This window comes from Acinetobacter sp., assembly GCF_041911495.1.
In the GTDB taxonomy this organism is placed as follows: domain Bacteria; phylum Pseudomonadota; class Gammaproteobacteria; order Pseudomonadales; family Moraxellaceae; genus Acinetobacter.
On sequence record NZ_JAYROT010000003.1, the window covers coordinates 1 to 12,770 of the forward strand.

Annotated in this window: 12 protein-coding genes; 6 read left to right on the forward strand and 6 right to left on the reverse strand. The window is 41.5% G+C overall.

Going from position 1 to position 12,770, the window contains the following annotated elements; all coding sequences use genetic code 11:
• From ACE3PQ_RS00035 to lpxA, 4 genes are all read left to right on the forward strand, one after another.
• Nucleotides 1–422, forward strand: a 422-nt coding sequence (locus ACE3PQ_RS00035) for an OmpH family outer membrane protein (protein WP_374294026.1), incomplete at its 5' end; no start/stop codon positions are given.
• Between the two features lie 10 nt (nt 423–432).
• Nucleotides 433–1,539 carry a UDP-3-O-(3-hydroxymyristoyl)glucosamine N-acyltransferase gene (gene lpxD / locus ACE3PQ_RS00040; RefSeq protein ID WP_374294028.1) on the forward strand — a complete coding sequence of 369 codons (1,107 nt, stop codon included), beginning with the start codon at nt 433–435 and terminating at the stop codon, nt 1,537–1,539.
• Nucleotides 1,540–1,573: 34 nt separating this feature from the next.
• Nucleotides 1,574–2,017, forward strand: a complete 444-nt coding sequence (gene fabZ / locus ACE3PQ_RS00045; protein ID WP_374294075.1) for a 3-hydroxyacyl-ACP dehydratase FabZ — start codon at nt 1,574–1,576, stop codon at nt 2,015–2,017.
• Nucleotides 2,017–2,805, forward strand: a complete 789-nt coding sequence (gene lpxA, locus ACE3PQ_RS00050; RefSeq protein WP_374294029.1) for an acyl-ACP--UDP-N-acetylglucosamine O-acyltransferase — start codon at nt 2,017–2,019, stop codon at nt 2,803–2,805. Before fabZ ends, lpxA begins: the two co-directional genes overlap by 1 nt.
• 64 nt (nt 2,806–2,869) lie before the next feature.
• On the opposite strand, the gene mnmC is transcribed toward lpxA, so the two are convergent.
• The 4 genes from mnmC to ACE3PQ_RS00070 all read right to left on the reverse strand — a co-directional run bounded on the left by mnmC (nt 2,870) and on the right by ACE3PQ_RS00070 (nt 6,299).
• The gene (mnmC, locus tag ACE3PQ_RS00055) at nt 2,870–4,783 is read right to left on the reverse strand and encodes a bifunctional tRNA (5-methylaminomethyl-2-thiouridine)(34)-methyltransferase MnmD/FAD-dependent 5-carboxymethylaminomethyl-2-thiouridine(34) oxidoreductase MnmC (protein ID WP_374294030.1); all 1,914 of its coding nucleotides are present in this window, start codon (nt 4,781–4,783) and stop codon (nt 2,870–2,872) included.
• 24 nt (nt 4,784–4,807) lie between these two features.
• A complete protein-coding gene (locus ACE3PQ_RS00060) occupies nt 4,808–5,260 on the reverse strand; it encodes a hypothetical protein (RefSeq protein WP_374294077.1) in 453 nt (150 codons plus the stop codon).
• Between the two features lie 97 nt (nt 5,261–5,357).
• The gene (locus ACE3PQ_RS00065) at nt 5,358–5,675 is read right to left on the reverse strand and encodes a YciI family protein (RefSeq protein WP_374294032.1); all 318 of its coding nucleotides are present in this window, start codon (nt 5,673–5,675) and stop codon (nt 5,358–5,360) included.
• Nucleotides 5,676–5,684: 9 nt separating this feature from the next.
• Nucleotides 5,685–6,299: a septation protein IspZ gene (locus ACE3PQ_RS00070; RefSeq protein WP_241572161.1), complete on the reverse strand. Its 615-nt coding sequence runs from the start codon at nt 6,297–6,299 to the stop codon at nt 5,685–5,687.
• Nucleotides 6,300–6,399: 100 nt separating this feature from the next.
• Here ACE3PQ_RS00070 and ACE3PQ_RS00075 point away from each other — a divergent pair, with 100 nt between their 5' ends.
• The gene (locus tag ACE3PQ_RS00075) at nt 6,400–7,320 is read left to right on the forward strand and encodes a PHP domain-containing protein (protein WP_374294035.1); all 921 of its coding nucleotides are present in this window, start codon (nt 6,400–6,402) and stop codon (nt 7,318–7,320) included.
• A 97-nt stretch (nt 7,321–7,417) separates the two neighbouring features.
• Here the strand turns inward: ACE3PQ_RS00075 and ACE3PQ_RS00080 are convergent, their stop codons facing one another.
• A complete protein-coding gene (locus ACE3PQ_RS00080; RefSeq protein WP_374294037.1) occupies nt 7,418–9,241 on the reverse strand; it encodes an acyl-CoA dehydrogenase C-terminal domain-containing protein in 1,824 nt (607 codons plus the stop codon).
• Between the two features lie 311 nt (nt 9,242–9,552).
• On the opposite strand from ACE3PQ_RS00080, the gene ACE3PQ_RS00085 reads away from it, so the two are divergent.
• Complete coding sequence (locus tag ACE3PQ_RS00085; protein WP_374294040.1) at nt 9,553–11,856, forward strand: hypothetical protein; 2,304 nt, start codon at nt 9,553–9,555, stop codon at nt 11,854–11,856.
• Nucleotides 11,857–11,930: 74 nt separating this feature from the next.
• Here ACE3PQ_RS00085 and aroE read toward each other — a convergent pair whose 3' ends face one another.
• On the reverse strand, nt 11,931–12,731 hold the full coding sequence (aroE, locus tag ACE3PQ_RS00090) for a shikimate dehydrogenase (RefSeq protein ID WP_374294042.1): 801 nt from the start codon (nt 12,729–12,731) through the stop codon (nt 11,931–11,933).
• Between the last annotated feature and the right edge of the window lie 39 nt (nt 12,732–12,770).

Consider the following 12,770-nt stretch of genomic DNA (forward strand, 5'->3'; position numbering starts at 1 on the left):
ATATTCAAAAAGCAGCGACAGAAACAACTTATATGAAGTCACAAATGTCTACCTTAGAAAGTTCGCTTAAGCCACAACAGCAAAAGCACGAGCGTCTAACTAAAGAGCTGACTGCATTAAGAAGCAAAGCGCAAAATGATGCCAAAGTGATGAAGCAAGCGGATTTGCAAAAACTTGAGCAAGATTATGCGACGAAGATGAATGAGTTCAATGCCAATGCAGCAGGTATGCAAAAACGTGCACAAGATACATTGGCAAATATCAATAAAACCCTAGCACCAAAGATCGAGCAAGCAACAGAAGCTTTGCGCAAGCAAGGTGGGTATACCATGATTATTGACCGTAAATCTGTGGTGAGCTTTGATCCATCTATCGACTTGACCTCTCAAGTGACGCAACAGGTGAATTCAACTTTGAAATAAGGGCTGCTGAGTGAGCTACAGTCTTGAACAACTTGGTCGTCATGTACAGGGAACTGTGCATGGCGATTCTCAATTTAATGTCCTAAAACTTCGCAGCCTAGAGCAGGCTACTGCGCAAGATATTGCTTTTGTCAATGGAGAGAAATATCTTGAACAGGCATTGGCATCAAAAGCTGGTGTGTTGATTGTGTCCAAAGATTTGGTGGAAAAGCTACAAACGCAGTTTCAACTGATCGTGGTGGAGTCACCTTACTTGGCGTTTGCACAGTTGACGCATTTATTTGCGGATAACGTCGAGTTTTCTAATATTGCTAAAACTGCAGTGATTCATCCAACCGCACAGCTCGGTAAAAATGTGATGATTGGTGATTATGCAGTCATTGGTGAAAATGTACAAATTGGTTCAAATAGTTGTATTTATCCACACGTACATATTGGTAAAAATGTCAGTATTGGTCATTCGGCTTGGATCGAGTCGCATGTCAGTATTTTTGCTGAAGCGACGATTGGCGATCAGGTACGTATTCATGCCAATACGGTGATCGGCTCTGAAGGTTTTGGTTTTGCACCCTATCAAGGACGATGGCATCGTATTGCGCAGTTAGGTCGAGTACGAATTGGTCATCAAGTGCGGATTGGTTCGAATTGTAGTATAGATCGTGGTGCTTTGGATGATACGGTCATTGACGACGGTGTAATCATTGATAATCTAGTACAAGTTGCACATAACGTGCAGATTGGACAGCACACCGCTATCGCTGCTAAGACCGCTATCGCAGGAAGTACCAAGATCGGTGCACACTGTATTATTGGTGGGGCGAGTGCGATTGCAGGGCATTTGACTATTGCAGATCAGGTGCATCTTACAGGGATGTCGATGGTGACTAAATCTATCCATCAAGCAGGGACATATTCCTCTGGAACAGGTCTGCTTGAAAGTGCTGCATGGAGAAAGGCAGTGGTTGGATTTAGGCAATTGTCAGAAATGCCAATCAATAAGTTGTTAAAACAGATTAAAGTTTTAACTGCTCGAATTGACCAGCTCGAATCACATCAAACTGTTGAACAAGCCAATGAACAACCAAATCCAAACGACAACACAAAACCCAAGCTCTGAATTAGCGACTACACTCGTTTTACCTGCAGTGCCAATGCACTCACAGTCGATTCAAGACTACTTGCCTCATCAATATCCATTTTTATTGGTTGATCGTGTGACTGCGATTTCTGAAGATGCAAGCTTTATTCAAGGTTATAAAAATCTGACTATGAATGAAGAGTTCTTTCAGGGGCATTTTCCAAATTATCCGATTATGCCTGGTGTGATGATGATGGAAGCTTTGGCACAGATTTCTGGGATTTTGGGCATGATCATTATCCAAAAGCGTCCAAAAGATGGTGAAAATTTCCTGTTTGCAGGCATGGAAAACGTCCGATTCAAAAGGCCAGTCGTACCGGGCGACCAATTAGTGTTACAATCACAGTTTGTATTTCAAAGACGTGGTGTCTTTAAATTCCATGTAACCGCTCGTGTCGATGACAAGATCGTCGCACAGGCAGAAATTTTATTATCTCAACAAAAATTAGATATATGATGGCAAACGCTGAATTGATTCACCCAACAGCTATTATTCATGCAAGTGCAAAATTGGCAGTTGATGTCAAAGTCGGTGCATACTCAATCATTGGACCGAATGTCAGTATTGATAGTGGGACTGAAATTCTCCCCCATGTCGTGATCGCCGAAAATACTCGGATTGGTAAAAATAACCAAATCTTTCAGTTTGCCAGTGTCGGTGAACGCTGTCAGGATTTAAAGTATAAAGGCGAAGAAACGTGGTTGGAAATTGGTGATCATAACGTCATTCGTGAACATTGCACCTTACATCGTGGCACAGCTCAGGATCAATCTCTGACCAAAATTGGTAGCCACAATTTATTGATGGTCAATACCCATGTTGCGCACGACTGCATGATTGGTAGTCATAATATTATCGCCAATAATGTGGGCATCGCAGGGCATGTGCATGTCGGTGATCATGTGTTACTTGGTGGTAACTCAGGTATTCATCAGTTCTGCCGAATCGACTCTTATAGCCTCGTTGGTGGTGCATCATTGATTATTAAAGATGTGCCTGCTTATGTGATGGTATCTGGAAATCCTGCCAGTGCACACGGCATGAACTATGAAGGCATGCGTCGTAAAGGTTGGAGCAAGGAAACCATTAATGGTTTGAAGCAGTGTTTTAAATTGCTCTATCGTTCAAATCTTACGGTGAAAGAAGCGATTGAAACCATTGAAAATGAAATTATCCCGACTGTGCCTGAGGCGCAATTACTTGTAGATTCGTTGCAAGCGTCGAAGCGTGGCATTGTGCGATAAGTGTCGAAATGATTTTTTAGAAAGCAGTTCTACAAGGACTGCTTTTTTGTTTTTAGCTTTTGTCTTAGGGTTTTATTTTAAACCGATTTGGTCTTAGTAAATACGTCAAATTACTTGGCACTGGTAAAGTTTCATTGAGCATTTGACTGACAACCAATTCAGCACATAACGGTGAAAATAAAAAACCTTTTGAGCCTAATCCTGAGAATAGATAGATGTTTGCTGAAACACGATCATATCGTCCAACCAAAGGTAAATAATCTGCAGTTTGTGCACGTAAAGCAGCACGTCCTTGCCAATCTTGCGGTTTGTCGCTGATGCGCTGTGCAAGCTTAGGTTGATATTCATGTAAAAGCTCGAAATTATGCTGATGATCTTCGATGCGTAAATCAGTTTGATCATCATTGGGTAAAAATGATGCACCAAAAATAAGTTGCTGTGTTTGATTGTCCTGCATTGGACTGGCATAGCCACCAAAACTATATGCAGTATTTTTCTCAGCATTTTCCAAAGGTGTATTTAAATCTGTTCCCTTTATATTTGTCCAAGTCACTTGCCCACGAATCGGTTTAAGTTTTGGCGTGTTCGGAAGTAGTCGATTCAAATCCATCGCATTACAAACGATCACATCGCTAAATTCTTCTGCTTTATTATCTTCTTGATCATACAAGTGAACTTTTTGATCATCACAAACTTCAAGTTGCGTAACTTTTTTCTGAATTAAAGAAATTAGCGGATGTGCTAAAACTTGTTTAGCAAATTGCTGTGGTGAAATTACACCAGCTTGCTTGAGTAAAACTGTACTTTGCCCAGTATTGTGATGCCCTGATTCTGGTTGGATAATTTCGAGAATATCATTGGGATAATTTTGAAGCGAAAGCACTTCATTGATCTTTTTAATATTGTTTTTAGTGTCGTGAATTTGTTCAATCTGCATGGCTTGAAAAGCATCAAACTGCTGATAAAAGCGCAAAGCATATTGCCATGAGGTCGTCATCAGATGTGTGGCAACTTTATCCATCGAGCAGAGTTTAGGATTTAACATCGCCAAAGGATTGCCTGAACCGCCTGCTAAGGGCTGATCTTGCTCAAATAACGTGACTGCAATACCACGCTGAGCCAATGTCCAAGCCGTTGTTAATCCTGCGATCCCTGCACCGATGATTGCAAATTTTCTTCGGGTATTATGATTATTATATTTTGAATCATTTGAGGTTTGAATGAGATCTTCTGTATTCTTCCAAATCGCTTTTAGCATTTCCCGTTTATGTCCAAAACCTTTCGGGCGAGTGATCTCAACACCATAAGATTGCAAGGCACGTTTTAATACACCTGCGACGCTAAATGAAGCAAAGGTGGTGCCCTGTGCTGATAGACGCATGATGTGTTTAAAAATTTGTTCTTGCCACAGCTCGGGATTACATGAGGGTGCAAAGCCATCTAAAAACCATGCATTGATGGGATGGTTATTTTGAATCAGTGGAAAACATTCACTGGCATCGCCAAACCACACATCTAATGAAATCCGCTCATCATCGAAACGTAAACGATGACATCCAGCTAATGCAAAAGGGTAGGATTCAAGGAGTCGTTTTGAAAATGGTGCAAGTTCATCCCATGTCGCTAAAGCACGTGCCAAGTCGGCTTGCGATAAGGGATATTTTTCAACAGAAATAAAGTGCAGTCGGCTGTTATTACTCGGTCGGACGCTTTGCCAAAGTTGCCATAAGGCTAGAAAATTTAATCCTGTACCAAAGCCAGTTTCCCCAACAATGAATTGCTCACCAACTGTAAGTTGGGCGAGGCGTTCGCTAAGATCATTGCCATTTAAAAAGACATGGCGTGTTTCAAGTAATCCATTGGCTTTGGAAAAATACACATCACCAAATTGTTTGGATACAGGAATATCTACACCCTCAACCTGTTGCCATTCAAGCTCAGCACAGGCGATCGGCGAAATATTTTGTGAATGATTCATTTCGAAACTAGCTTGAAAGCTTGCTTAAAAGCGACGACGGCGTGTGCTCATAAAATTATATAGAATCACACCGATGATCACACCAAGCCCTAAGGTCACAGCGCCATAAAGAAACATCTGCGCACTACGCTCACTCTGTAGCACTTGGACTTGTACGGTGAGATTGTCATTTTTCAATTGTAATTCTTGATTTTGTGCTAAGGCAGTTTGATTGGCAGTTTCCAGTTGCGTCAGTCGCTTTTGCATGTCTATGCTACGCTTTGCAACGGCTTGCTCAATGGCTTTATTGAGGTTGGCACGTGCAGTCGCATCAGATGGTTTTGCGGTATTGGTTGCACTCGTTGCAGCTTGTGCAGACGCTTGGCGCAGTGGCGCAGGTGTGGTTGGTGATGCAGGCTGAGTCGTTGTGGTTTGTGCTGTATTTCGACTACTTTGCGCAGTACCTTGCGGATTATTTTGCACGGTATTTTGTTGCATAGTCGCCTGATTTGTGGCGAAACTAGATGTGCTCAATCCAAAGCTGAGAATAGCCAAAGCAATGACGAAACCGTGAGAAATTTGCTGAGTCATCGAATTATTTATCCTGTACCGCAGTTTGAGGAAGTGCTTTGATAAATGGCTTCACATCAACGCTTTTGTAGACACCCGCTTTGGCATAAGGCTCATCTGCAAGCCACGCATCAAGCGCTTCACGGCTATCAAAATCAACGATAATGGTACTGCCTAAAAAACCTTTACTGGTATCGTTTGCATCAATTGGCATGGGTCCAGCGACGATCAATCTTCCTGCTGCATCGAGCGCTTGCAATCGAGCTAAATGCTCAGGGCGTGCCGACATGCGTTTGTCTAATACATTGTCATGGTCAAGGCTTTGAATCACAAATAATGGCATAACAGGCTCTCAAGCTTCAGGATTTTTGAAGTGTTTACGCAAAATAATGAATTGAATAATGATAAAGGAAAACATCACGATCATGTCGCCAAAAGCGGTGAATTCTCCCCAATATTTACCATCCATAAATAAGAATGCAAAGAAGGTGTGTAATCCCGCCATCAGAGCAAACAGTCCTGCCCACGCCCAGTTGAGTTTTTTCCAACCTGAGCTACTTAGCTCTAAGAATGGTCCAAACATCCGTTGAATAAGTGGTTTCTTTTCTTTTCCAAAAAATGGGCTGACCAAGAACACGATGGAAAACACACCATTGATAATAATGGCTTTGAGTTTGATAAAATTGGCATCGCTAAAAGCAAGGGTTAATCCACCGAAGAACACAGTCATTGCCACGATAAACCATTGCTGTTTTTCCAAACGGAATTTTTGAAAAACAAATAAGCAACCGTAGACGATCAATGTCGCCATCAGTAGCGCAAAAGTCGCCACCAAAATATGGTTTTGATCGACATTGCCAGCATTGCCTAAAAACTGCAACATCGGGTGTTGATTGTCTTTTGGATCGGTAGTTTTATAAAAATAAAAGAAGATAATCAGCGGAAGATAATCTAACAACGCTTTCATGCGACAGAGCCTTTTCTGCTTCAGCCCTTTTTGTGGTACTGTAGCTTGGTAAAATTCAATTTCAGTTTAGTTTCAACGAAGCGATAGCATAATACAAAGTATGAACAGTGTCGATTTAGATCGTGTTGTTTTACGCGGTGTTGATGCCAACACAGCCGATTCAGCGCAGAGTTTTCAAAAAGTCGATTTGCATAGTCACAGTCTTTATTCTGATGGTGAGTTATCGCCATTTGCTTTGCTTGATCTGGCTAGAGAAAAGCAGATTGATACCTTTGCACTAACCGATCATGACACGATGGAGGGAAGCCTTCTTGTTGAAAGCTATGCTAAAGACATTGGCATAAACTTCATTCGTGGTGTGGAAATTTCCAGTTACTGGCAACGTCCAAGTACCAAAAAAAGTTATGCGGTGCATATCGTTGCCCTGAATATGCAGAGTCTTGCACCAATGCACGCTTTATTGGAAAAACAAAAACAACAACGTGCCGAACGTGCGCTATTGATCTGTGACAAACTACAGCAGGTATTAAAAACTGACTTTCTCCCTGAAGTTAGAGCATTGGTCGATGGTCATGATGATCGAATTACTCGTGCACATATTGCCAAAGTTTTAGTTAAAAGAAATGTGGTGACTCGATTGCAACAAGCCTTTGATCGCTTTCTTAAAGCAGGGAAACGTGCGTATGTGCCATTTATCGGTGTGGAAATGGCGGATGCGATACAGATTATCCATGACAGTCAAGGTGTTGCGGTCCTTGCACACCCAACCAAATACGATCTGTCTGCGACCAATATGCGCTATATGATAGAACGCTTTAGCGAAGCAGGTGGTGATGCGATCGAGCTTCCACCAAGTAATGAAAGTCCTGCAACTCGGCAGATGATTGATCGTTTAATTGCGCAATATGATCTCAAAATCTCTTTGGGAAGTGATTTTCATGGCTCGCATATGCCGTGGCTACATTTGGGCAATGTGCCACAGCTGAAAAATGGGCAAGTTGGGGTTTGGGAGAATTTTTAAGTTTTTTTCAAAATTTAGATTTATAAACATATTTTCTAAATAAAAAAGAACGCCTAAGCGTTCTTTTTTATATTAACTTATATAATTAAGTGTTTGATTAATAATCAAAACTAAAGTGTTCTACTGGAAGTCCAGTCATACCACGAGATGGTTTCACCATAGATTCAGCATGACCTTCTGAACGTGGAAGCAATTGATCGAAGTAGAAATCAGCAACTTTGATTTTTGCTTTGTAGAAATCCACTTCTTCTTTGCCGTCACCTTTTTCAAGCTTTTCAGATGCAACAGCAGCTTGTTGTGCCCAAAAGTACGCCATCATCGCATAACCAGAGAACATCAAGTAGTGTACAGAAGCACTAGATACCACGTCACGATCTTTACGACCTGCAAGCATTAGGCGCAGTGTCAAGGTATTCCACTGTGCACAGATCTTAGTCAGATCCCAAATGAAACGACGCATGTATTTGTTACGTGCATGACGACCACAGAATTTCAAAATTTCAGCGGTGTATTCACGTACCACTTTACCTTTAGAAGAAAGCAGAACTTTACGACCAAGCAAGTCAAGTGCTTGAACACCAGTTGTCCCTTCATACAAAGTTGAGATACGAGAGTCACGAACGATCTGCTCCATTCCCCATTCTTTGATATAGCCATGACCACCGTAAACTTGCATACCATGATTGGCAGCTTCATAGCCAAGCTCAGTCAAGAAGCCTTTAAGAATCGGTGTATAAAAACCAAGACGGTCATCATATTCTTCAAATTTTTGATTGTCGCCAGTCGCCAACGCATCAGCCATTTGGTCGGCAAGTTGTGATGCGTAATAGATCATCGAGCGACCACCTTCAGCGATGGCTTTTTGAGTCAACAACATACGACGTACATCGGCATGATGAATGATCGAGTCTGCAACTTTTTCAGGCTCTTTTTTACCTGAAAGGGCACGCATAGACATACGATCTTTTGCATAAGGCAAAGCACCTTGGAATGCAAGCTCAGCATGACATACACCTTGAATCGCTGTACCAATACGAGCAGTGTTCATAAAGGTAAACATCGCATGCAAACCTTTGTTTGGTTCGCCGATGAGATAACCAATCGCATTGTCAAAGTTCAATACAGCTGTCGCAGAAGCTTTAATCCCCATCTTGTGCTCAATCGAACCACAAGTCACAGGATTACGCTCACCGATACCACCGTCAGCAGTCGGCATGAATTTCGGCACGATAAATAATGAAATACCACGTGTACCCGCAGGTGCATCAGGTAGACGCGCAAGTACGATATGGATAATGTTTTCAGTTAGATCATGTTCACCCGCAGAGATGAAGATCTTTGTGCCTGAAATGTTGTAACTACCGTCAGCATTTGGTTCAGCTTTAGTTTTGACTTGACCTAAGTCTGTACCACATTGTGGCTCAGTTAAGCACATTGTGCCTGACCACGTTCCTGCAACGAGGTGTGGCATATAGGTATTCTTTTGTTCTTCAGTACCGAACTGCAAAATGGTATTCATACAGCCAATACTTAAACCTGGATACATTTGGAATGACCAGTTTGCTGTACCCATCATCTCAGCTTTGATCAAGTTCAACGATTGCGGTAAGTTTTGACCACCAAACTCTTCAGGATATGACAGACCTTGCCAGCCACCTTGAATGAATTGATCATATGCTTCTTTAAAGCCTTTTGGTGTTTTGACATCACCATTGTCAAAAGTACAGCCTTCGTCATCACCAGATTGGTTCAGCGGTGCAAGGACATTTTCACAAAAATCAGCAGCACCTTCGAGGATCATATCGACGGTATCTGGATCAGCAAGATCACCATTAGACAAAGTTTGATAATGTGCAGAAAAATCAAACACTTCATTCATTAAAAAACGAATATCCCGTATAGGCGCTTTATAAGTTGGCATAATAATTTCCTAGATAAAGGGCGGTACAACAATGGTCAGTCAATGGCTTAATTTGAATCCTGAACAGACCTTAGAGCATCAAAAATAGATTTATCGAATTATTATTCATATTTGGTAATAAATGGCATTGATTAAACTGTAAGTAAAAATTGTCAGAAAAGCGAATCAAAGTTAAACTCAAAGTTTAGACAGCTATATTTTATCTATATTTATAATGCTTTCTGATAAAGCAGAAATGATAATTCATATGGTCAATGGACGAAAAAAAGTCTTAACAAAGTAGCATCACGTTACAATCTAGGAGAAGTGCTTTGAGAGCCTCATTATTAAGCCTATCAATTTTAACCATTACCCTTGCGGGATGTGCTACAACGCCAAAGCAAAACACTCAAGCCCTCAATGAAAAAGTCTATCATAGCTATGAGCAAATGATGGGTAAGCAAAGTTATGCTTTTTCAGGGCACATGTCTTTCCACGCAGAAGCAGGGAAAATGACAAAGCCTGAAATTGCTTCGAAAGCATTAGGTACACCGCCTACCTCCGATGAAGCAACATTGGCAGAGGAGATGTCTTTAGAGTCGCAACGTGAGCAGATATTAAAAGAATTGTTGACGACCACCTCCAATTATCCAAGCGAACAACAACAATGGATGAAAGAGGGCATTGAAAATCCATACAGCACACCATCTAAAAAAATGAGTAATAAAGCGCAAGCCATGCCAGTATTAATGGCGAGTTTTATGAATCGCTATTTCTATGAGTTTGATGGCGTGGTGGATTTGAAACGTGGTCAGATGAGCTTCAATCCAACCATTGGCTATCGTGCGAAAAATCTACAAGCATGGATCAAATTACCACTTGCCTTAGACTTTGCCAACTATAAAGCCTATGCGGATATTTCAGCGTTATCCCCGATTGTGACTGACCCACAATATGATGGTCAGTACGTGGTTTATGATTTTAAAAAGCTCATGGACAAGACCGATATTGACATCAAACCTGCATTAGAAGTTGTCCGTGAAATGATGCTCGTCAATGCGGCATTGGCTGAGGAAAATGAATATAAGCGCTTACCATTGACTGAGGAAGATAAACAAAATCAAGCTGTGGAGCGCATTCAATACAAAGGCGACTATGCCAAAATGCTGGCGCAATACATGCTGTATTTTTATGTCAATCAAGATTATTTAAAAACTTTAGTGGATAAAAATCTCAAATCTGATCAACCGATTACGCCTGATCAATTATTCTCTTTAGGAAAAAAATCGAGCTATGGTCAGACGCTAGGCACACAAAACATTGCCAAAGAGCCATCTGAACAAGCACGTGATGCAATGTATCGAGTCTATGATGGTATTGATGCGATCTATGCGGAAACTGATTTGGCGAAAGATAGCGTTCCTGCTGTAGAAGAAATCGTTGCACCACCGCCTGCATTGGCGAAAGATATGCCAAGTGATGACGTCTTAAATGGCGATGAGCTAAGTGGCGATGACCTAAGTAGTGAAGAAAAAAGCGAATATCAAATTCGTCGTGAAGAGAATAAAGCACTGCTCGCAAAATTTGATCAATATAAAAAAGCCGATCAACTCATCACCGCACAAGATTTGAAAAATATTGTCGTCGAGCAACCTGAAGCTTATCAAGGTCTAATCAAACAAGGTGATGCGGAGTTTAGCGACCTAGAGTTGCTCGAAGATATGGGCTATGTCACCAATTTTTCACTCGATGCCGAAGGGCGTTTGAAGCGTGCAGAGCTGTTGATTGAAATGCCGAATTTCGATGAAATTGGGATTAAAAATATGACAGCAAAAGCAGTGATGAATATTGGTAACTACGGTAATGCACGTGTTGATCAAAGCAAATTACGCAATGCGGTAACTTTCCAAGAAGCTGCCAATGAGCGTTCGGTATTGAATCTCGGAAAAATCGTTGAGCAATTCACTGCTGATCCAAAGGATTCACAAAAAGGTGAAGCAAAAGACGCAGAGAGCCGTAGTAAGTATTGGTCGAGAACAGAGCGTTACGATCAGCTCGCAAAGAGTTTTTGGCAACAAGGATTAAGCTTTGTTGAAGTCTATAGCGCTTTATACAACTATGCAGCGATCGCAGAGTTAAAAGAATCAGATCGTGAAGACTTTGATTTGTCAGCACTGAAAACCACAGCGAAATGGACGGCTTACTATTATGCAGATGAAGAAGGCTTTCCACTGACTGCGGCGCAAAAAGCAGAATACGATCAGACGCCTGATGACTGGCCGTACTATGATGAATATCTTGCAGAAAATGTTTGGTACTCAGTACAAAAAACCGAGAAAGAAGCAAAGCTCGTGACGGACTTACAAAAGTTGCGTAAGCAGGGTAAAACTAATCTACAAATCTTTGAAACTTTGTATAAGCAACTGGATGAAAAGTCAGGCTACAACAAATATCTCACAGATGAAGAAATGGCTGAGCATCAACGCTTTATGCACACCATTGCTGAGATCGCAGTTGAAGATTTAATCACGCAAAAAGTGGATGTCAATAAATTGCGACCTTATAGTGAGGCTGTGTTGAATCGCTTTTCATCAGAAAATTATCGTGCGGTATATGAAGTTTTCTTAACGCAATAAAACCTGAAGAATCAAAAAAATCAGCCAATCGGCTGATTTTTTTAACTTGGAACTTTGGCTTAAAACATATTCATTTATAGAAAATCTTTTAACTCAGGGCGGACACCATTCCAGATTGCAAAGGCTTCAATCGCTTGACCAACAAGCATCGAATAGCCATCTGCATAAGGCACACCACGTTGTACAGCTTGATCAATAAACGTCGATGCTTTGCCATATGCCATTTCATAAGCAAAATTAAACTTTACGCCTACAGGCAGTTGTAGCGCATCACCTGAAAGACTTGCCGAAGTTGCATTGACTACAATATCAAACTGCGCATTTGCTTCACTTTGCAATTGATCGAGTGACAGTGCGGATAATTGACAAGTTGGCACATGGGCTTGAATATCGTTGATCAGTTGTTCTGCACGAGCCAGTGTGCGATTGGCAATCGTAATTTTTGCGACGCCAGCCTGCGCCAAAGGATAGATGACGCCACGGGTTGCACCACCTGCACCGATGATCAAAATCGAGGCTTGATTTAAATCTAAACCATTTGCTTTTAAGGCATCGACCAAACCTTGCCCATCGGTATTATCGCCGATTAATTTTCCATCTTGACGATACAAAGTGTTTACGGCTTTGGCGATTTTGGCACGTTCACTCAGCGCATCGCACAGTGCAAAGGCTTGCTCTTTAAACGGTACGGTGACATTCATGCCCATGCCACCGTCGGAAAAAAATGTTTGAGTGGCTTGCTCAAAGCCATCGAGTGGCGCTAGTAATTTCGCATAATTTAAATCTACACCAGTTTTTTCTGCAAACGCATGGTGTAGCTCTGGTGAGCGAGAATGCTCGATGGGATTGCCGATGACGGCGAATTGTTTGGTCATTAGGCTACTTTTTTATCGAAGTGAATTCATGGGCATTAT

What these genes read in the sequence shown, in the direction of transcription:
- ACE3PQ_RS00060 (WP_374294077.1), bottom strand. Translation starts at nt 5,260, where the DNA reads ATGCAACAAAATACCGTGCAAAATAATCCGCAAGGTACTGCGCAAAGT.
- ACE3PQ_RS00080 (WP_374294037.1), bottom strand. Translation starts at nt 9,241, where the DNA reads ATGCCAACTTATAAAGCGCCTATACGGGATATTCGTTTTTTAATGAAT.
- ACE3PQ_RS00070 (WP_241572161.1), bottom strand. Translation starts at nt 6,299, where the DNA reads ATGAAAGCGTTGTTAGATTATCTTCCGCTGATTATCTTCTTTTATTTT.
- fabZ (WP_374294075.1), top strand. Translation starts at nt 1,574, where the DNA reads ATGCACTCACAGTCGATTCAAGACTACTTGCCTCATCAATATCCATTT.
- mnmC (WP_374294030.1), bottom strand. Translation starts at nt 4,783, where the DNA reads ATGAATCATTCACAAAATATTTCGCCGATCGCCTGTGCTGAGCTTGAA.
- ACE3PQ_RS00075 (WP_374294035.1), top strand. Translation starts at nt 6,400, where the DNA reads ATGAACAGTGTCGATTTAGATCGTGTTGTTTTACGCGGTGTTGATGCC.
- aroE (WP_374294042.1), bottom strand. Translation starts at nt 12,731, where the DNA reads ATGACCAAACAATTCGCCGTCATCGGCAATCCCATCGAGCATTCTCGC.
- ACE3PQ_RS00065 (WP_374294032.1), bottom strand. Translation starts at nt 5,675, where the DNA reads ATGCCATTATTTGTGATTCAAAGCCTTGACCATGACAATGTATTAGAC.
- lpxA (WP_374294029.1), top strand. Translation starts at nt 2,017, where the DNA reads ATGGCAAACGCTGAATTGATTCACCCAACAGCTATTATTCATGCAAGT.